The sequence below is a fragment of the Oribacterium sp. oral taxon 108 str. F0425 genome (assembly GCF_000214455.1).
GTDB lineage: Bacteria > Bacillota > Clostridia > Lachnospirales > Lachnospiraceae > Oribacterium > Oribacterium asaccharolyticum.
In genome coordinates this window covers 680,341-700,506 of sequence record NZ_AFIH01000001.1, presented here as the reverse complement: position 1 = coordinate 700,506, position 20,166 = coordinate 680,341, and the positions used below count along the sequence as shown (strand labels likewise).

Here is a 20,166-nt window from a genome sequence, read left to right as displayed (position 1 = left end):
TTTAGAACATGAACGCATTAATTTAAAACAGATGAAATTGCTTCTTTTACATCCATGAGAGAACTCGGATTATACATTTCTTCGAAAGCAAGCTCCAACTTCTCGGAAACCTCGGACCATTTATTCATGATAAAGCTTGCGGGAGTATACTCTCCACTCTGATCCAGCATCTCATAGAAGGGGGCATATTCCGGCTTCTCCAGAATCTTCTCGCTCTCTACAACGGACATCAGAACGGGGAACTCTGTTCCGATACGACTCTTGTTGCTTTCTTCACTTGTCCAAAACTTCACAAATTCCCAAGCTGCTTCCTTGTTTTTGCTGCTCTTGGCAATAGCTACACCGGAAGAGCTTAAGATACTTGCCGACTTTTCCGTGCCGAAGGAAGGAAGTTTAGCCAAGCCGAAATTCACACCTTCTTCCGTATACTTCTTTACAGCCCATGCTCCATAAACAAACATGCCGGTCTGTCCCGCCTGAAATTCGTCTCCTCCGGACTTCTCTGTTGCTACAGCATAGCCGTCTTTTTCCATATCCTGGAACATCTTATAGGTTTCCAGCGCCTTATCGGAATCAACATAGCCTTCCATCTTACCGTCTTTGTCACAATAAGCGGTTCCGTTGCTCCAAAGATACATTTCATAATCATAGGGATCCGGCTTCATGGAGAAAGAAAAGCCCTTTACCCCGGTTTTCTCATAGATTGTCTTTGCGGTTTCCTGCAAATCCTTCCAGGTCCATCCTTCCTTCGGCGCTTCCACTCCGGCCTTATCAAACAGATCTTTGTTGTAATACACGCAGTGTGTCGTAAACCCAACCGGTAAACCGTAGATCTGTCCGTCATAAGAGTTGTAATTCCAGAGTGTACTATAGAAATTCTTCTTGTAGTCCTCTCCCTCTTTTTCAATATAGCTGTCAAGCGGTTCCAGCCCTTCATGATATGCAGGATAGTTCCACATATACATCACATCCGGTGCGTCTCCCGATCCCATGGATGCACTGATTTTTGTGTCAAAATCCGAACCATAGGCTTCCAACACAACCTGAATATCGGGATGCTCTTCATTAAACTTGTCAACGAGCTTCTGCTGTGCATCGACGTCATCCGCTGTATCCCAAGAAGCAAAACGGATCGTGGTCTTCCCTCCTTTAGACGTTTCTTCCTGCTTATTTCCGCAGGCAGTCAGCCCGAAAAGTACGGCTGTCATTCCAATCATAGCTAATTTGATTTTTTTCTTCATTTGAGAATCCTCCTTGTTTTAGTAATTTTATTTTAATTATTTACTTAGTAAAAGTAAAGAAATTTTTACTAATAAATTTTATTTATTCCCTTCCCTAATAGACATGATAGACAAAAAAGACTCCCCATTTTCTTGGAGGAGTCCCTTCGCAGGACTAAAGAAGACCGGACGATTATTTTCTCATCAATTCTTTCTTAGTTAAGTGATAAAAAATCATTGCATAGATCAAACAAACAAAAATGAAAAATTCTCATTGATATTATGAATCGGGAATTTGAGCAGAAATATAAATTTGATTTTGAAATTGAAGAAGATGCTTCAAATATTATCCTTAAGGTAAATGAAAGTCTATATCAAAGGGTTATAGAGAATATTATTAATAATTCCATCCATCATAATCCAAATGGTTGTAGTATTAAAATAAAGATCAGCAAATCTATTCACCGTTCACATAAGCTTACCATCGAATTTTCAGATGATGGTATTGGAGTGTCTGCAGAACAATTAAAAAAACTTAACACAGCTGTTTTAAACAACTTAGAAAATGCTCAAGAACACGGAATAGGTCTTAGGATCGTTAAACAAATTGCTCGTTATTATAAGTGGAGCGTTCAATTTAGTACTTCAGAAGCCGGTGGAATGAAGGTTGTTATAGAAGCATAAAAAGTAAGTTTAAGAGAGACAGCTACTTCGCAAGCAAGGCATAGGTGCTACCTATGCGTTTTTCTACCTAAAGAAATGATGGAACATGAAAAAACCTCGGAAACCATTGATTTTCCGAGGTTTTTTGAGTCTTCCAAGTCTCGATTAACGCTTGCTGAACTGTACGAGCGATGAGTAAGATGCCCTTTGGCATCTTACCGCGTAGAAGTCTGCATAATTAATACCCAAAAGAATCCCCTTATCCAGTACCTCCGGCTCACCCTTTTCTACTGTGAAAGGGACTTCCTAATCGTCTTTTACCTCTATCGTAATGACATGGAATGGATGTTCGCCCCCTGCCATAATAGAGATTTCATAGGTTTTACTTTCCTTGAATAGGCTCTTAGGAAGAGTCAGAATCTGCTTTTCCCGATCCAAGGAGTAGCTTGGTTCGTTCTCTTGATAAGACTTCGATAAAACCGGCTGAAAATTGACGGCAGCAAATTCGATGTTATCCATAATGTCCTTAGGCAGATAAAGCTTCACATCCTGATTAAGCTTGGCTTCTCCCACCAGCTTAATAACATTCTTTTCCTCCGGTGTCTCAGGACTTGGCTTCTCTTCAGGCTTTCCGCTTTCTCCGGTGCCGGGCTTCTCTTCTGTATTGCCATTTTCTCCGCTGCCCGGCTTTTCTTCAGACTTTCCCTCCTCTTCCTTTGAAAGATTAGAGGAAGAAGCCGGGGTTTCGGATTTCCCATTGTTCTCGGTATTTCCTTCATTCTCCGCTGTATTTCCGGTATTGCCCGTATTGTCTGTAGTGGTCCCGGTATTATTACCGGCGTTAGCAGCTGTGTTTTCTGAATTTCCGGTGGAGGTGCTTCCGCTTGTGGCGCTACCGGAACCGCTTCCGCTTGTGGATCCGCCGGAAGATCTACCTCCGGAACGACTTACTCCCGCTACCTGCCCTACATTTCCGGAGGGAATACTACGGCTTACACCTGCCACCTGTCGCTCTGATAAAGATGCACTGAGTCCCTTGCCGCTAATATACACCGGTTCCCCACCGGCCTCATTGAGCCAACGGCCATTGGCATCCACATAGTAGCCGTCCTTGGTTCTTCCACCGGTGAACAAAACACCGTAGTCTGCCTGATCCGCCTCTTCAAAATAATAGCAATAGCCATCAATCCATTGCCAACCTGTAAGCACATGCCCAAGGGTAGAGCCATTCTCCGTACTGAGAAAATAGGTCTTTCCCTGTAAATTTAACCAGCCGGTTTCCATGAGTTCCTCCACAGGACTTTGGTAATACCAATCCTTCTCATAGACCAGCCAGCCCTTCTCCGGAGTGCCATACTCTCTAAGAAATTGCCACTTCTCCCCTTGCTTCCGCCAAGTTCCCGGCGTGTTCACTCTATTGGTTTTCGCCAAAGATGTCATGGGGCTAGCCACGGTCAGTAAAACTGTTCCCAGCACAAGTGTTCGTCCAAAACTTCCAATTTTCTTTCCCTCTAGCTTCTTCATCCTACTCTCCTTTCCGAAATACCATTTATTTAACTTTTCCATACTACTCCTATTTCTCCGGCTTGAAAAGAAATTTTTCTTAAATTTAAAGAAATTTTGTATAAATATAAGAATATTGTCGAAGGATACTAAGCATAAGCTGCTCTCAAAAAAAATAGGGTATGTAAAAAATGCCCAAAAGAAAAACCAAAAGAAAAAGTGCTCAAACCGAGCACTTTTAATCGGCAGCATCTTGACATACATTTGCTTCATCATGACAATCATCTATGATGCATCGGTAAAATTGGAATCAGATAAAACTTTTTGAATGTAACCTTTTTATTTTTTGAAAACATTTTTATTTTGACCTCGGAGCGGGTTCAAGCGATTGTAGTTGCTACTCCCACAGCAGTGAAACATAAAGAAGAAGGCTTTCGGCAGAACATCGAAATCTGCTGAAAGCCTTTGTTTTAAGCACTTTTCTACACTCCCGTGCGGTGGATATTATATCAAGAAGCGATTTTACATATCCCTGCGCAATTCTTGATTCCAATTCTCCCACCCCGCCTCGCGGACATATTCATCCCAAAAGAGCAAATAATGGCATTCCGTGACATAGGGGTGCGCACCCTCACGAAGCTCCGACTCCGTGAGTACGGATACTTCAATTCCCTTCGCAGGCCCCTCCTCACTGAGTGCTCGTATCTCCTCTACAAAGTGAATGTGCTCGGCTTAGGTGAGGCACTCCGAAACCACCGCGAGCGCATCCACATCGGAGCGCTCCTAGCGAAAAGCATTCTGTGCCACCGAACCGTGGATATAGATGCTGATGAGCTTAGCTCCCAGAATGCATCTAAGTTTATGTTGAAACAGCTTCAAAAATTCGGTGAGTTTTTCATTCTGTTTCGAAATTTCACTGCTCATGCTTGTCCCTCTCTTGGCGTCGGAAGACACAGTGCGATTCCTTGCCCGTTTTGATAATACGCTCTACGCTGCTTTGTTTTGAACCCCGCTTTTTGAAACTCTTTTACCAAGGTATGCATATAAAATCCATGCGTGACAAGAATGCAGTCTTCACCCGCGGCGCATACTTTTCCGACCAGTTTTCTCGCTCGGCGCTCTGTAAGACGCCTGGACTCTGCTTGCCTCGGATGATTCAAAAACCACTGGATTCTCCCCGTCAGATTCCAAAACCAGAGGGGCAGCCGTAATTCCGTATCAAAACTTGATCTAAGAGGAACCTCATCCAATAGCTCCGTCTGTTTGAGTGCCGCTTTGCCATAGAAGCAAAGCGCGGTGCTTTTGCTTCGCTCTAAGCGACTGATGTAAACCACGCCCTCCGCCGTCTGATCTACAGACAGCTCTGCGGCTTCAATCGGAGCCCTGTCGTACTCTCGACACGCCCGATCAAATTCTTCCGAGCTGTAGAAGCTGCGCCAGTCATATTTTACTTTGCAATGTCTGATGAGAATAACTTTTATATTGCACCTCCTTGCCTTCCGTCACTCTTTTCTCGGAAGCGAACAAGCTTTCGCGCTGCCGCGCCATAGACGCAAATACCGTAGAGCTTCTTTTAAACGCCTTCGAGCATCCTTGTGGCCTCCACAAGATAGCCATAAGCTTCAAGATTTCTTTTCCGGATATACGCGAGGCGCTTATACTGGTCGCCTGCAAGGCGTTCCTTCGCATATCCCGCTGCATCGGCAACCTTTGGATAATCGGTCTGCATTAAAGCACCGGCGGCAAGGCACATCACTGAGCATGCTTTCTCGGCTGCGATCTCCGGCGTGAATTTATTCCCCAGAATATGATCCGTCAAGGAGCGGACACCCTTCAGATATTCTACATAGTCCTCTTTGTCATATTCGCCCCGGCTGATAATACTGATGCAGGCCCGGATGGTATCCTTCAGAACTTCTTCTTTTCTCAATTCCAATCCGCGGAAAGCCAGCTCTTCTACAACGGCTCTGTCGTAGGTCGCACGGAACTGCTTATGATCCTGCATCCGCTCTGCCAGGGTGGCTACATCAAACATCTGCTTGGCGATCTCCAGTTCCTTGTTCTTTGCTAGCGGAACGCCGGTTGTATGCGGAGCAAAAGCAGTCAGCTTGTCACCCAGAATGCATTCCAGCGTCGGCATGGTTACAACAAGGTCTTCCGGAGCAGTGACAAGCAGATCATTACGGATGGGCTTTGTCACTATCTGATCATACGGAGATTCCATGAAAACAATATCCAGCAATATGTAAAACTCTTTCTGCCGGACAGGGGAATAGTAGATAAATTTGAAATGGCGTTTTTCTATATTGTTCCGCCCCTTACGGATATCCTCTTCCTTTCGCAAAAAGGGAAAGATGGTTCCCGCCTGCTCAATATAACTCTCCACATCTGTCCCCGGATCAACAATGATATCAATGTCTGTGGACAGCCTGATCGGATGATCCAGCAAGAGCATCAGGCTTGTGCCGCCCTTAAAGGTAAACTTCATCCCCACCTTAACGAGTGCCTCAAGAAGGCCAAATGCGTAAAGCACCCTCTCCAGCAGGCCCGGATCCGTCTTATATCTCGCTTGCAATTCACGAATATAGTCAAGGTCATAGACTTTCTTATCAATCATGTCCATTCCTCCGATCTCAGCTCTATATTTGTTTCATCCTCAATAAACTTTCGGATGTCGGATTTAAGATGACGCCTTCCGGCATAGCGGAAGAGTGCCAATTCATTGATCGTATATTTGCCAAAAGCATCTTCATAGATCTGTCGATACTCAGCCCGCTCGATCAGCTGACCTGTCAGCTTCCGGCTGAAAATGTCCACCAGCATCTTTTCAAGGGAAGCCTGTTTCGTTCCCGGCTGTGGTGCCGGGGCTCCTGATACCAGTTTCTGGACGATAATCATATCGTCCGCACGATACCGGTAATACTCCTCCATGCCAGGATTCAGCAGCACCCGAGGATATATTTCCAGCAACATATCAAAGACCGTTGTCTCCAGCCCGTTTTCAACTTCGATAAAGAAAGCATTATGCGCCAGCTGATGGTTTACGAACTCATTCCACTGATAAAGCTCCCAGGTCTGGTATGTGATCAGCGGGTACTCTTGATCAATCATGCCAACCAGCTCATCCATCAGGGCGGATGCTTTGAAATGATAAGGCGCTTTCATGGAAGCTTTTAAATAATGCCCACGTCCAACCTTCATGATCTGCCCGCCATCCTGAAGATCCTGCAGCATACGGTATGCTTTCCGATCCGAATAAACCGTCCCAGATTCTTTGACCATCCCGACAAAATCCTTTGTGGTGAAAGACGGGTTTTCTTTCAGAAAGTTTGTGATTCGATTTTGTTCAATCATCTCCGCCACCTCCTTCAGCACATTGCAGTTTTGTCACTTTTCTCAAAAAATGACGTAACTGTATCTATACTATACAGCATGGCATGTCCAGTTTCAAGTGCAGTTTTGTCACTTTTGAGTTATTGTGACAAAACTGTACAGTGAAGCAGCATTATCTTGCATCCCTATTGGAGCTACAACTCATACACATGGGAGGAGTATCCATTATGGCATCGAATTTGACTCTTAAACAGGTAAAAAATATGCTTGCAAAGGCAGGACTGAGTATTTCAGAGGAAAAACGCACGGGAAATAATCTCGGCACAACGTTGAAATTAACCAACGGCTGTATTGTAAACTGCTGGGATAAGGGAACCGCAAACTGTCAAGGTAAGAACAAAGAGGTGGCTGAGAGCATATTGACTGATGTAAAGCTTGCTAATAATCAGAATCTTAAAGAAGTGTTTGTGGTTTATGGTCACGATGGCAACGCCCGGACACAGCACTTTCTATGTGGTGAACCAATTCACGTTTCTGGAGAACAGAAACAACCGCCGCCCGGACATTATCCTGTTCATCAACGGCCTGCCGCTGGTGTTAATGAAACTGAAAAGCCTCTTCTCTCCTAAAGCCTTCTTATTATACTACCTTGCCGCCATATAGATATTGTACATATCATTATAGTCAAGTGATTTGAAACTTCCTATACTTCTTGATTTATTATAAGAACAGTTTATTGCCAAGTCTTCACAATCTTTTTCGCTTACCTCTCTGTTAAGAAGTTCATGTAAGCTTACAGGCATACCGACAGATTTGAAATATTCTACGGTTCTTTCAATCCCTATATCCGCCGCCTTTTTATCATCAGCTTCGGCCACTCCATATACCTTTCTTGCAAATCCGGCAAATCTTGATATATTCTCATCTTTTACATAGTTTGCCCAAGATGCCCAAATCGCACTGAGGGTTGCACCATGTGTGGAGTCAAAAAGCGATGAAAGAGCCATTCCAAGCTGATGACATGACCAGTCACCGTCTCTTGGAGTATCACCTTTTGATCCAAGACCTGTAAGTCCTACATGTGATACACTTCCGCACCACATAACTTCACTCATAGCTTCATAGTCGGTCGGATTTTTGACAGCCTTCGGTCCAAATTTTATAATATCTCTAAAAAGCCCCTCAGCCAACTCATCAGTCAAATGATTGCCTAAAATATTTGTAAAATATCTCTCAGATGTATGCATAAAGATATCAGCTGCACCTGCACCTATCTGATACTTAGGTAAAGAATATGTAAGCTCGGGATCCATTATCGCAAACCTGCATCTGTTAAAGTCTGTGTTAATTCCTTTCTTTATACAGCTTCCGGTTACATCATCTGTAAGAACTGCTGAGTCGCTTGTTTCAGATCCTGCCGCAGCAATAGTCAAAATCGAACCTGTCGGAAGAGATCTTTCCACCTTCTTTCTTTGAAAGAAAAACTCTTCTATATCCGTATCAGGATTTGCCACACCTATTGCAACAAACTTCGCGGTATCTATTACACTTCCGCCGCCTACCGCAAGTACAAACTCAGCACCGAACTTGACGGACTCCTTTGTCATCTCCTTTGCCTTACTTAAAAGTGGATTCGGCACCACTCCTCCAAGTAAGAGTACATCTATACCCTCAGACTTTAAATTCTCTTCCACCAAATCAAGCAGACCGCTTTTCTTTGCACTGCTTCCACCGAAAATAACGGCAACCTTCTTTACTCCGAACTCTTTGATTAAACTTCCAATATCATTCCTTGTTCCTGCACCGAAAACAATCCTTGTAGGCGAATAATAATTAAACTTTTGCATATACTACCTCACTTTTTATTTATTTTATCAAATGTCACCTTTGAATGGCACCATAAACTTGACCATATTCCAAGGCCACAGGCTCCGCCCCAAGCATCCTCACCATATCATTGTGCGGCGGGATAATCCTTCGGATGTTTCTCGGCATAGGTAAAGACATACTCTGCAGACATGTTCTTTCTTACACATGATGTATTGAGTATAACCAAACATACCACAACAATAAGTAAAATATATTGAACCTACCTGTGTCTTTCGTTATTCCTAATTATAAACGCTACTGCTTCCGCAAGTTTTCTATGTCCCGCTTCCGTAAAATGGATTCCGTCACACCCAATACACTCTGCCCCAAGCACCTCTCGTGCGCTCAGAAATTCTGCATGATGAAGTGCGGCAATACTCCTATATTCTTCTGTCAGCCCGCCTGCCTTTTGTGCAGACTCTGCTGCAAATTCTATCCAGTCTTTTTTAGGATATAAATTTGCTGGTGCGATAACTATTTTTTCAGGAGTTTGACATTTCCGTCTGCATGTTTCCTCTATCTTCAGCAGTACTTCATCCAATCCATATCCAATCTCTACTGTATTCACTCCATAGCGTGTCTTTGTATCATTTGTTCCTAACATAACAATGATATAATCCAAAGGAAATTGTGAAATCAGACATGGATACAGATAATCCAGGGCAGATGTTCCAGGTTCAATTTTATCTGTAAATGCAGTTGTCCTTCCATTCATTCCTTCTTCAATCACTTCATAGTTTTCCCCAAGTATCTGTGCAAGCTTTCCCGCCCAGCGCACATTTTTTTCATATCGTTCCCCACTTCCTGGTATATATCCCCAGGTATTTGAATCTCCAATACAAAGTATTCTTTTTCCCATTCCGATCATTCCTTCTTCGATAACCCAAATATTTTAATATCATTCTTTCTATCATGCATTTCATCACCACCGGTAAACACACAGTCTTCCCATTCTTAAACTCTATGTATCTGCATGGTTCGGATAAAGATTAAAAAACTGCGAAACTCACGTCTGAATCAATCATTTATAACGCTTTGTGTTCCGCAGTTTCTTTTTCATATCTCTTTATTGTTTATTCATATTTTTTGCCATATCCAAAAGCACCATTCATTCCACATACTTTGGAAGCAAATTCAGCTGCTGCTGCCAGACTTTCTCTGATGGCAGTTTCTCCCATAATTCCCTTTTTCAGGTAATCTGTATAAGCAACCATAAACGATGTGATCAGAGAATCTCCTGCACCCATGGTGTCAACAACTTCCTTGATCGGTACCGCTTTCTGCACATAGTATTCCTGTCCATCATATAAAATACAGCCATCTGCACCTCTGGATGCAACAGCAAGCTTTGGTCCATAGGAAACAATCTTTTTCAAATGTTCTCTGGCTTCTTCATCTGTTCCGTCAAAAGAGCAGAATGCATAATCAACCGTAGGTGCTACTTCTGCATAATAGGAATCCTCTGAGTCATCTGAAAAATCAAATGAAATCGGCACGCCCGCTTCATGGATTTTTGGAAGTTCTTTCTCCATGAAACAATAATTTCCAGAATGTACAAAATCAAACTGTCTGATATACTCAAGATCAAATCGATCTAATACATATGGTGTTTTTCCGCGGATACCACCTTCATTAGATCCTAAGAACACTCTGTCTCCATCCACTAAAGTTGCACGCGCACAACCATTTTCTCCTTCTAACTGTTTGCACTTTACTGTCTCAATCTCAATATCATCTAACGCATACATAACATGTTCTGCTTCAGCATCATTGCCAAAGTATCCCATATATGCACTTCTTTTTGCACCAAACATTTTAGCATATACCGCAAAGTTTACACAGTTTCCACCAGGATACATTGTTTTAATATGCTCATATTTATCTACAACATTATCACCAAAACCTAATACACTTACATCATACATTTTCTCATTCTCCTTTTTGCCTCCCCATAAATTTCAGGTCATTGCGAAATTCCCATTTTCCGATCTCTTATTGCATTTTAGAATTCCGCAATGATCTGTCTCTGTGATTAATATTCAACAACACCCATGTATCTTCTCATGTCTGTCGGATGACATCTCTTATCCTGAAGAGCATTTCTGTATGCAACACTCATTGCATAAAAGACCATTGCATTAAAGTACTCTACGCAGCTGTCGTCAATTGCGTCAAGTCCAAGGTCATTTGCATCGATCACTTCATATTTCTTTGCATATTTGTTCAGGAATACTTCTGCTCTTTCGTCCATAACGCGGTTTCTTCCGCGGCTCTTTAATAAAATATAGAGATGATCTTCATCTGTTACTTCAAATGGTCCATGGAAGTATTCTGCTGAATTTAAGTAGCAGCAATCGATCCACTGCATCTCCTGAAGTGAGCAGATAGCAAATCCATATACAGCTGCATAAGCAGCTCCGGAACCCATGATATATAAGAACGGTTCTTTTGCATATTTTTCAGCAAAAAGCCATGTTCTGTTTTTTACGCTCTTGACAGCAGCTCTTACGATACCATCTGCTTTTTCAAGTCCGTCTGCCACTGCATCGTATAATTTATAGTCTGGCTCCTGAGCTTTCATTAACTCATTCAAAATGTTTAATACAATACCCTGCGGTTTATCCTTTTCATTTGTATCATCTTCCCAGGAATATACAATTGGATTTAATGAACTGTCATCGCAGGCTGATCCAGGTGTATGTGTCATTGCTACAACTGCTGCGCCAAGATCTTTTGCTAAATGTGCTGCTTCTACGGTCTCTTTTGTATTTCCACCATGAGAGCAGATAAATACAAGACTTGTTTTTCCAAGGTGTGCCGGAGGTGTTACAACAAATTCTTTACTTGTGATCCAGTCAGCATGCATTGTCCTGGATTCGGTACGTACGAAATAATATCCTGGATAAAGATCTACTAAAGATCCTCCGCATGCCACAAAATATACATCTTCGATTTTTTCTCTCCCGTTTAAAATTTGGGTTACTAATTCTTTCATTGTCTTATTCTCCTTCTATTATAAAAGTTTTATGTTTAAAGCATTGCTGAAATCGTACAGAATACCAATGCCATTGCTGTTACTAAAATAAAGAACTTCCAAATTGTCTTCCACCACTGACCAAAGCTAATCTTACATACAGCAAGTCCTGCAACGGTCATACCTGCTGTCGGGCTTAACATATTGGTCAACTGATTTGCAAATTGAAGTACTGTTACACTTGCTTCCGGATTCACACCCTGTAAATCACATAATGGAGCCATAATTGGCATTGTCAGAGATGCCAGTGCAGAAGATGACGGAACAAGAAGTGTCAACAATGACTGAACCAGATACATTACTGCAACAAATGCTACACTTCCTACACCTGCAAGTGCTCTTGATAAATAATTCAGGATCGTATCAATGATCATTCCGCTTTCTGCAACAACCAGAATGCCTCGGCATACACCAATTACAACTGCTGCAAACGCAAGATCTTTTACACCGATCACGAACTGTTCTGCAATCTCTTTCTCAGAAAGTCCGCCAACAATACCCATTAAAATACCCATTAAAAGGAATACACCAGAAATCTCATCCATATACCATCCATGTGAAAGAATACCATACACGATAATTCCCATTCCTACTGCAAATACAAGTAATACCAATTTATCTCTTAAAGTAAATCCTGTATCCTTTTCATCCATCATAAATTCCTGTTTTTTCAGAAGGTCATCCTGATAAGTGATGGATCCTGTTGGATTTTTCTTTACTTTCATTGCATATCGCATAACATAAACGATGGTAACAGTCATCATAATTGCCCACCAGATATATCTGTATACAAGCTGTGGGTTACCATGGATTCCGGCAACGCCCTGTGCGATCAGAACGTTGAACGGGTTCGTTGTAGATGCTGCATATCCAATCTGTGGTCCTAAGAATACTATCATGAAGGTCGTCATGGAGTCATATCCCATTGTGAAGAAAATAGGGATCAGCATAACATAGAATGGAATAACCTCCTCCGACATACCAAATGTCGTTCCACCAATTCCTAACAGAATCATCAGAATCGGTATCAGTAAAACTTCTTTTCCTTTTAACTTTAAAATAACCTTCCGAATTCCGCGATTCATTGCATTTGTCTTTGTTAAAATCTGGAAGGTACCGCCGATCAGCAAAACGAATGCAACAACATCTGCAGCTGCCTGAATGCCTCTTGTAGGTGCCATTAAAATCTCATGCAGCCCCTGTCTCAAATCTCCGGATTCACTCACTTTATCTACCATATGATAGGTTCCAGCCACAGCAACTTCACGTTCACCTGCTGCAGTATCAACTAATTGTCTGTCAAACTGTCCACTTGGCAAAATCCATGTCAAGATTGCAAATACTATAATCAATATAAATGCCAGCGTATATACATGCGGCAATTGAAGTTTAAATTTTTTCTTATTTTCCATTTTCAAATCCCCCGTAATCAGCCTATTAAGTAAGGCTTATAAGCTTCCATATTCCGTTTGTCATGTGATGCCGGATCTTCAAAATAAGCAAAGTCTGTAATTTCCTGACCGAAGTATCCTTTGTATCCTCGTCTGACAACCGTATCAATCCATTCTCCAAGTGGATAATTGCCATCTCCCCAGATCAGATGTCCGTATGGATTTCCATCTATGAAATGCATATGAATAATCTCATCGCCAAATGTATCAAACCATTCGTCAATCGTCTTCACACCCAGCTTCTGCTGTGTATCCAGAAAATACGGGAGTGAATAATATAAATAATGAATGTTCATTCCTGCAATTCTGTCTGTGTTAATCTGTGCCATGTTTCTTCCCCTTTCTATCATCATAATTTTTTATTATTCTTTTATATATACCGGTTTTCCATTTACCATTGTCATAGAAACTTTTACATCTCTCATCTCGCTCATCGGTACTTCAAAGACATTCCGATCAAGAACTGCTATATCCGCCAGTTTTCCTGCTTCTAACGTTCCTAGCTTATCTTCCATTCCTATGTTATAAGCTCCACCATACGTCCATGCCTTTAACATTTCAGCGATTGTAATCGTGTTCTGTACATTGTACTGTTCTTTTCCATCTGGGAAATATCCACCACAACCATGGAAAATTGCTTCCGGAATGTCTGTGATCATCAGTGGCAAGTCCGTTGCTCCTGATAATGTCATTCCTCCGTCAAGCATACCTCTTCGATTCCAGAAATACTTACCTCTCTCTGTTCCGATCGTCTCTTCAATCGATTTTTTCACGTCATCCGCTGGATCCAATGACATAATCTGGAAATAGATTTCTCCAGTCACACCAATTTCACCCATCTTTTTCAAATCCGCCGGATTAGAAAATTCCATATCTGTCACTGCATGACGGTTCACAAGCTTTCCATCTTTCTTCTGACATTTATCAAAAATACCCACCACTTTATGTACTGCTCCATCTCCCTGTGCATGCAGGGAATAACGGAATCCATTTTCATCAGCAATCTGCACTTCTTTTTCAATCATCGGATATTCAACCTGAATACTGCAATGCATATTCGTTCCTTCATAAGGTTCTAACAGATCACCCTTTGTACTTGCCACCGTTCCGTCTGTCATTCGGTTATATCCGGAGAACCGGATGAAATCACCCTGGAACTTCTCTCTCATTCTTTTTCCATGTTCAATGTTGATTCCTTCACCAACCGGCTGCGACATAAAAAATGTTCGAAGTGACAATTCCTTCTTTTCTTCTTTTTCTTTCAGAAATGAGTCAAATCCATAAAAATCATCAAATCCCATTTCTTTTACCGTTGTAACTCCACGGCTGTTCATCAATTTCATATAATCTTTAAATTCCGGTTCTATGAAATCCCGATCATTTAAATACTCCGGCATAATCTTGTGGTAGGCTTCCGGATAACATTCTTTCGGGTTAAATCCATATGTCTCTTCCGCTTTCTGATTCATCATGCATGTGCTTCGATCTGCTGCAAATACGATAACTGACCGATTTGGATATGCTTCATTCAGCTTTTCCTCCAAACCTTCTGTCTCAAATCCATCCGGATTCCATCCATGTCCAAATACAGTTGCAGATTCTTTCTCTTTTTCAACCTCTTCTTTTATCTTCTGTAAAAAATCTTCCTGTGATGTTATGCCAGACATATCAATTCCAATATGGAAAATTGCATAACCTGTAAAAAAAGTATGTACATCAATAAATCCCGGTGTCACCAACTGATTTCCTAATTCCAAAATCTTTGTCTGTTCGTCAATCCAATCACTTCCATCATCTGTTCCAACCGCCAGAATATTCTGTCCACTTACTGCAACATATCCTGCAAATGGGTTCTCAACAGTAGATGTAAAAACATGATCTGATTTCAACAGATAATCTGCTTTTTGCTTTCCCATGTTCTCCCTCCATTTTTATTGCTTCATTTGATGATTGTGTTATATCATATTATAACGTTATATACGAACGTTATATAACGTTATATGTTCATGTTCTATGTTTTTACCAAACTTAATCTTTTTTTTGTATTATTTGCACAATATCTTTGCCAGCCATATGATTTATCTTTTACTTTTTTCGTTACGAAATGGATGGATTTTGTTGTTATTTAAGTCTGTTTCCGTTATAATATATTTGTGAATGGTATATCTATAACTAATAAACGTTGTATATATAAAGGAGAATTATAATGAATCTTGATATGAATGCAGAAACTCCATTATATATGCAGCTAAAAGAAGCGATCAATGCTGCAATCAAAGATGGCACTTATCCGGCCAACGAAAAAATACCTACTGAAATAGAATTAAGCGAACATTACAAAGTCAGCCGCATCACCGTAAGACGTGCTGTTGAAGAATTATGTCAGGAAAATTATCTTGTAAAATGTCAGGGAAAAGGAACTTTTGTAAAATCCCGCAAAATCCAACGCAAAATGGAACATCTTCTTGGCTTTGCCGATGCATGCAAAGCCAATGAATGCATTCCATCTCGCCTTGTGATCAAACGCTCTGTAACTAAGTTATCTGATGAAGATGCCAAAACTATGAATGTTCCAGCTGGCGCAAAGGCAGTCTTGATTGAACGTGTTGATCTTGCCGATGGCATCCCAATGATTTATGAAAGCAATTTGTTTCCTTATCCTAAATATAAATTTCTTTTAGAGGAATCATTAGATGGTTCCCTTTATCAGCTTCTAAAAGATTCCTACCATATTCAGGTTAAGGGCTCCCGTAATTCGTACCTTGAACTGACACGTGCTTCTGGTTCGCTTGCCAAACATTTACGCGTCACCAATGGAGAACCTTTATTCTATTTATACTCCGAGATTTTTGATACAGACTATAATCTTGTTCATATTTGCCATGACTATATCCGCGGAGAACAATATCGATTTTATATGGACGATTATACAAGACCTTAACTTTAATAACCGTTCGCTCTGTAAATATTCTATGTCACAAATAGTCATGACCACCCGCTCAGTGGGTGGCATGCTCTCCCCCTATAAAGGGATATTACCTGCTTGCGCCTGGAAGGCGCACTAGCATATGAGTATGATCCGGGCAACATTCTACTTCAATAATCTCTATTCCTTTTCTTCTGCATAGCAAACCCAGAATTTCTCCTACATCTGCTCGAATTTGTTTATAAATTACTTGTCTCCTGTATTTTGGTGCAAATACAATGTATTTTGGTGCAAATACAGATTGTGAATATCTTCTTCATACAGAGGATGGCAAATGATTTCTTTATCGCAATTACTATGACAGCTATTGGACTCCTCTAGTGGAACAGATTGGAATTGATCGTACACCACATTGTTCTCGACATACCTGTATTTCCATGTTATCGGAAGCTGGTGTTCAGGATACAACAATCAAGAAAATTGTGGGGCACTCCGGTGCTATGACATTAACAGAAAAAGTTTATACTCACTTAGATATGCAGGTTCTTGTAGACGCAATCAACAAAACCTTAGAAAATAAGGACAGCGTAACTGCCGATACAAAATCCGCATAATAAAAAGGACACTCTCCAGTGTCTATCACTGAAAAGTGTCCTATATTTTTTAGATATTTTTGTTGCAAACGTGTTGCAAATGCGCTGCGAACTGAATAAATTCCACCTCTTTTCACCACATCTGACAACTCCACAAACCCCTGTAAAACAAGGATTTGAACGTAACTCCAAGTTCCGAAGATTATCTCTTGGAGAACTGTGGAGCACGACGAGCTGCCTTTAAGCCGTACTTCTTTCTCTCCTTCATGCGAGAGTCTCTGGTTAAGAAACCGGACTTCTTTAAGATAGGACGGAAATCGCTATCCATCTCGCAAAGTGCTCTTGCGATACCGTGACGAATTGCACCGGCCTGACCTGTGGTTCCGCCACCCTTAACATTTACAAGAACATCTAACTTTCCTTCGTTCTGTGTTGCCACCAAGGGCTGACGAACGATGGTCTTTAATGTCTCTAATCCGAAATACTCGTCGATAGAACGCTTATTTACGGTTACCTTACCTGTTCCCGGCATGATATATACTCTTGCTACAGAGCTTTTTCTTCTGCCTGTGCCGTAATTTCTGTTTGTAGCCATTTTTTATCCTCCCTTAGATTGATAGTGCAACTGGCTGCTGAGCCTGGTGCTTGTGCTCCGGGCCTGCATACACGAAAAGTTTCTTGTACATCTGTCTACCTAAAGGACCCTTGGGAAGCATTCCCTTAACGGCAAGTTCAATAACCTGCTCCGGCTTGTTTGCTCTCATATCTCTCAAAGAAGTTTCCTTCATGGAACCAACATAGCATTTGCCCTGCTTCTGTTCCGCTGTAATAACAGCCCTATCACTTTATAGAATTTCCCTTGTAATATCAAGACTTTTCTACATTTTTCTTCCTACATATCCAAGGAATTGCTTCATCTTTTTTTCTGCTTTTCCGCAATTTCAGAGAAGCTTTTCCGAGGGCACAGATTCCTACTCTTCTTTACAACAATTTTAGAAATACTTCCCAAAAAAGAATTTTTTTAATTTTTTTGAAAAAGCATTCCTAATCTCTTTTTCACCGTGCTATCATAGCACAAATTTTTCTTTACTAAGGAAAAAAGAAAAATTAGCGCCAGGGCTTCGGAGATATTCCAAGCTGACGAGGTAAACAGTAATCGAAAGATTCGGCGGATGCTGTTTCGGAGTAGTGCATCGTAAGGGAAAGAAAAAAAGCGAAATCAAAATCGTAACAAAAGCTTTCTCCGCACCTTAAACAATTTAATAGGAGGAAAATACAATGTGCGGTATTGTTGGTTTTGTTGGACAGGGGAATCCCAAAGAGATTCTTCTGGCCGGTCTTTCCCGTCTGGAATACAGAGGTTATGATTCTGCAGGAATCGCCCTGTACGCTCATCCTTTCACAGTGGTGAAGGCTGTAGGAAAATTAGAAGAATTAAAGAAAAAAGTGGAGGCTTCTAAGGAATTTGAGCTTCCCTACTCTATGGGGATAGGACATACCCGTTGGGCGACTCACGGAAAGGCCAGTGAAAAAAATGCCCATCCCCACCTGTCCATGCATAAGGAAGTGGTGCTGGTGCATAACGGCATTATTGAAAACTTTGCAGAAATTAAAAATTTCTTACAGGAAAAGGGTTACAGCTTCTACTCCGATACGGATACGGAGGTTGCGGTAAACCTGATGGAATATTATTACCGGAAAGAAAAGGATATTTTAAAAGCACTCTTCTCTGTACAAAAGGAGCTGAAGGGCTCTTTTGCCTTTGCCATCATGTTTTTGGAGGATGCAAATACCCTTTATGCTATGCGAAAGGATAGCCCTTTGATTGTGGGAAAAGGGAAAAATGCCTTCTATCTGGCTTCCGATGTTTCCGCCTTTTTAGACTATACTAAGAAAATCTATCCTGTGGAAAATCGGGAGATTCTCAGCCTTTCCGAGAAGGAAATCCATATTTATAACCAAAACGGTGAGGAAGTAAAGCGCTCTTCCACTATTGCGGAGCTGAGTCAAAGCCAGATTCATAAGGGAGACTACCTGCATTTTATGGAAAAGGAAATCTTTGAGCAGCCCAAGGTGGTGAAGGATACTCTGCTTTATGCCTGCAAGCAGGAAAATGGGAAACAGCTTGAAAATGGGAAGCCTGAAGAATACGCTACTCCCGGGGCGAAGCAATTTTCTTCTGCCAGGAAAGATCCGGAGAATGCGGAAAATCCGGACTTTTCCTATGAAGCTTTTTCTATGGCGGAAAAGGATTTTCAGGATATTTCCAGAGTTCGGGTGATTGCCTGCGGTTCCGCCTACCACGCGGGTTGGGTTTTGAAATCCGTTTGCGAAAGCCTGGCTAGAGTTCCGGTACAGGTGGAGCTGGCCAGTGAATTCCGCTATAATCATCCCATTTTGGAAAATGGAGAACTGGTCCTCAGCATCAGCCAGTCCGGAGAAACTGCGGACACCTTGGCTGCCGTAAAGGAAGCCAAGAAATTAGGGGCAAAAACCCTATCCATCGTAAATGTGAAGGGCTCTGCCATTGCCAAAGAATCCGACTTTGTCTTCTACACCCAGGCGGGTCCGGAGATTGCGGTAGCCACCACCAAGGCCTACAGCTGTCAGCTTGTGGCAGGCTACATTTTCTCCCTGCTTTTGGCTAAGGCAAAGGGAAAAATCAGCAGGGAAGAAGCTTCTAACTTAACAGAAGAGCTTTTCCTCCTTCCGGGAAAGGTTCAGCAATGCCTGTCTATGGATCAGGAAATCCTTCCTATGGCAAAGGAACTAAAGGATGCGGACAACATTTTCTTCCTGGGAAGAGGGCTGGACTGGGCCATCTCTATGGAAGGCGCTTTGAAGCTGAAGGAAATCAGCTATATTCACTGTGAAAGCTATAGTAGTGGAGAATTAAAGCACGGCACCATCAGTTTAATCGAAAAGGACAGTCCGGTCATCGGTCTTCTTTCGCAGGAGGAGCTTGCCGGAAAGAGCATTTCCAATATTCACGAAGTACGAAGCCGTGGAGCCAAATGCTTTGCGATTAAGACGGAAGATATTGCTATTGAAGAAGAGGACTTTGCCGGAAGCCTTAGCGTAGCTAAGACCCATCCCCTCTTTGCCGGAAGCCTTTTGGTGCTTCCTCTCCAGTTCCTCGCCTACCGAGTCAGCCTCCTAAAGGGCTTCGATCCGGATAAGCCCAGGAACTTGGCGAAATCCGTTACCGTGGAATAAAAAAGGAACTGTAATACAATAGCATCGTCCCAGATAGAGAGGCTTTTTTCTAACTTTTGTTTCTCATTCATTTTTTATAGAGTGCTGCAATACTTTTATCGGTAGGCATTACATTTCATATTTCAGACGAAGAAAGCGGCTCTGGAGAGTGCGTATAGCATCCAGAAGGCCGCTTTTAAAATTCTTTCATGTGTTGGTCTTTTATTTCCATGCTCATCTACCTTCATTTCGAGTTATTATCAATCTTGTGTGTAAAAGAGGATTTACAGATCTTACAAAGCCAGCGTTGGGAGCCGACATTTGTTTTTTCTGACTTAACGCATTTCTTTCCACAAATAGGACAATTTATTTGATTCAT

At 41.7% G+C, this 20,166-nt stretch carries 16 protein-coding genes and 6 pseudogenes; 5 read left to right on the top strand and 17 right to left on the bottom strand.

Annotated features, from left to right (window positions below; genetic code table 11):
- Nucleotides 1-17: 17 nt before the first annotated feature.
- Nucleotides 18-1,241, bottom strand: a complete 1,224-nt coding sequence (locus HMPREF9124_RS03455) for an ABC transporter substrate-binding protein (protein ID WP_009427836.1) — start codon at nucleotides 1,239-1,241, stop codon at nucleotides 18-20.
- A 261-nt stretch (nucleotides 1,242-1,502) separates the two neighbouring features.
- Between HMPREF9124_RS03455 and HMPREF9124_RS03450 the strand changes: the two genes are divergently transcribed.
- A complete protein-coding gene (locus tag HMPREF9124_RS03450) occupies nucleotides 1,503-1,904 on the top strand; it encodes an ATP-binding protein (RefSeq protein ID WP_009537339.1) in 402 nt (133 codons plus the stop codon).
- A gap of 285 nt (nucleotides 1,905-2,189) precedes the next feature.
- Here the strand turns inward: HMPREF9124_RS03450 and HMPREF9124_RS03445 are convergent, their stop codons facing one another.
- The 4 genes from HMPREF9124_RS03445 to HMPREF9124_RS03430 all read right to left on the bottom strand — a co-directional run bounded on the left by HMPREF9124_RS03445 (nucleotide 2,190) and on the right by HMPREF9124_RS03430 (nucleotide 6,740).
- A complete protein-coding gene (locus HMPREF9124_RS03445) occupies nucleotides 2,190-3,449 on the bottom strand; it encodes a hypothetical protein (protein ID WP_009428666.1) in 1,260 nt (419 codons plus the stop codon).
- 857 nt (nucleotides 3,450-4,306) lie between these two features.
- Entirely contained in the window at nucleotides 4,307-4,852 is a 546-nt protein-coding gene (locus HMPREF9124_RS03440) for a histidine phosphatase family protein (RefSeq protein ID WP_242821603.1), read from the bottom strand.
- A gap of 107 nt (nucleotides 4,853-4,959) precedes the next feature.
- The gene (locus HMPREF9124_RS03435) at nucleotides 4,960-6,003 is read right to left on the bottom strand and encodes a nucleotidyl transferase AbiEii/AbiGii toxin family protein (protein WP_009429478.1); all 1,044 of its coding nucleotides are present in this window, start codon (nucleotides 6,001-6,003) and stop codon (nucleotides 4,960-4,962) included.
- Nucleotides 6,000-6,740 carry a DUF6577 family protein gene (locus HMPREF9124_RS03430; RefSeq protein WP_009428265.1) on the bottom strand — a complete coding sequence of 247 codons (741 nt, stop codon included), beginning with the start codon at nucleotides 6,738-6,740 and terminating at the stop codon, nucleotides 6,000-6,002. The genes HMPREF9124_RS03435 and HMPREF9124_RS03430 overlap by 4 nt, the downstream gene beginning before the upstream one ends.
- Before the next feature lie 492 nt (nucleotides 6,741-7,232).
- On the opposite strand from HMPREF9124_RS03430, the pseudogene HMPREF9124_RS12925 reads away from it, so the two are divergent.
- Nucleotides 7,233-7,334: pseudogene (locus HMPREF9124_RS12925) on the top strand (type I restriction endonuclease); the annotation flags it as partial.
- Between the two features lie 29 nt (nucleotides 7,335-7,363).
- Here HMPREF9124_RS12925 and HMPREF9124_RS03420 read toward each other — a convergent pair.
- The 7 genes from HMPREF9124_RS03420 to HMPREF9124_RS03390 all read right to left on the bottom strand — a co-directional run bounded on the left by HMPREF9124_RS03420 (nucleotide 7,364) and on the right by HMPREF9124_RS03390 (nucleotide 14,989).
- Nucleotides 7,364-8,566, bottom strand: coding sequence for an iron-containing alcohol dehydrogenase (locus HMPREF9124_RS03420; protein ID WP_009428326.1), 1,203 nt, complete (start codon nucleotides 8,564-8,566; stop codon nucleotides 7,364-7,366).
- 242 nt (nucleotides 8,567-8,808) lie between these two features.
- Nucleotides 8,809-9,447 carry a GDSL-type esterase/lipase family protein gene (locus HMPREF9124_RS03415; protein WP_009427991.1) on the bottom strand — a complete coding sequence of 213 codons (639 nt, stop codon included), beginning with the start codon at nucleotides 9,445-9,447 and terminating at the stop codon, nucleotides 8,809-8,811.
- 214 nt (nucleotides 9,448-9,661) lie between these two features.
- Nucleotides 9,662-10,513: a PfkB family carbohydrate kinase gene (locus tag HMPREF9124_RS03410; protein WP_009429097.1), complete on the bottom strand. Its 852-nt coding sequence runs from the start codon at nucleotides 10,511-10,513 to the stop codon at nucleotides 9,662-9,664.
- 107 nt (nucleotides 10,514-10,620) lie between these two features.
- A complete protein-coding gene (locus tag HMPREF9124_RS03405; RefSeq protein ID WP_009429635.1) occupies nucleotides 10,621-11,583 on the bottom strand; it encodes an SIS domain-containing protein in 963 nt (320 codons plus the stop codon).
- A 35-nt stretch (nucleotides 11,584-11,618) separates the two neighbouring features.
- A complete protein-coding gene (locus tag HMPREF9124_RS03400; RefSeq protein WP_009427783.1) occupies nucleotides 11,619-13,034 on the bottom strand; it encodes a YfcC family protein in 1,416 nt (471 codons plus the stop codon).
- Between the two features lie 17 nt (nucleotides 13,035-13,051).
- On the bottom strand, nucleotides 13,052-13,402 hold the full coding sequence (locus HMPREF9124_RS03395; protein ID WP_009428241.1) for a hypothetical protein: 351 nt from the start codon (nucleotides 13,400-13,402) through the stop codon (nucleotides 13,052-13,054).
- A gap of 33 nt (nucleotides 13,403-13,435) precedes the next feature.
- Nucleotides 13,436-14,989, bottom strand: a complete 1,554-nt coding sequence (locus HMPREF9124_RS03390) for an amidohydrolase (RefSeq protein ID WP_009429883.1) — start codon at nucleotides 14,987-14,989, stop codon at nucleotides 13,436-13,438.
- Nucleotides 14,990-15,279: 290 nt separating this feature from the next.
- Here HMPREF9124_RS03390 and HMPREF9124_RS03385 point away from each other — a divergent pair, with 290 nt between their 5' ends.
- Nucleotides 15,280-16,014, top strand: coding sequence for a GntR family transcriptional regulator (locus HMPREF9124_RS03385; protein ID WP_009427862.1), 735 nt, complete (start codon nucleotides 15,280-15,282; stop codon nucleotides 16,012-16,014).
- 109 nt (nucleotides 16,015-16,123) lie between these two features.
- Here the strand turns inward: HMPREF9124_RS03385 and HMPREF9124_RS11645 are convergent.
- Nucleotides 16,124-16,279, bottom strand: a pseudogene (locus tag HMPREF9124_RS11645) (transposase); the annotation flags it as partial.
- A 79-nt stretch (nucleotides 16,280-16,358) separates the two neighbouring features.
- On the opposite strand from HMPREF9124_RS11645, the pseudogene HMPREF9124_RS11640 reads away from it, so the two are divergent.
- A pseudogene (locus HMPREF9124_RS11640) lies at nucleotides 16,359-16,613 on the top strand (tyrosine-type recombinase/integrase); the annotation flags it as partial.
- Nucleotides 16,614-16,794: 181 nt separating this feature from the next.
- On the opposite strand, the gene rpsI reads toward HMPREF9124_RS11640, so the two are convergent.
- Nucleotides 16,795-17,187 (bottom strand): 30S ribosomal protein S9, encoded by a 393-nt coding sequence (gene rpsI, locus HMPREF9124_RS03380; RefSeq protein WP_007156834.1) that lies wholly within the window; start codon nucleotides 17,185-17,187, stop codon nucleotides 16,795-16,797.
- A 13-nt stretch (nucleotides 17,188-17,200) separates the two neighbouring features.
- Nucleotides 17,201-17,392: pseudogene (locus HMPREF9124_RS03375) on the bottom strand (uL13 family ribosomal protein); the annotation flags it as partial.
- 478 nt (nucleotides 17,393-17,870) lie between these two features.
- Here HMPREF9124_RS03375 and glmS point away from each other — a divergent pair.
- The gene (glmS, locus tag HMPREF9124_RS03370) at nucleotides 17,871-19,808 is read left to right on the top strand and encodes a glutamine--fructose-6-phosphate transaminase (isomerizing) (protein WP_009429817.1); all 1,938 of its coding nucleotides are present in this window, start codon (nucleotides 17,871-17,873) and stop codon (nucleotides 19,806-19,808) included.
- Here glmS and HMPREF9124_RS12920 read toward each other — a convergent pair.
- Both HMPREF9124_RS12920 and HMPREF9124_RS11855 read right to left on the bottom strand, forming a co-directional pair.
- A pseudogene (locus HMPREF9124_RS12920) lies at nucleotides 19,733-19,996 on the bottom strand (hypothetical protein); the annotation flags it as partial. The gene glmS and the pseudogene HMPREF9124_RS12920 overlap by 76 nt on opposite strands.
- Nucleotides 19,997-20,034: 38 nt before the next feature.
- Nucleotides 20,035-20,166 (bottom strand): annotated as a pseudogene (locus tag HMPREF9124_RS11855) (transposase-like zinc-binding domain-containing protein); the annotation flags it as partial.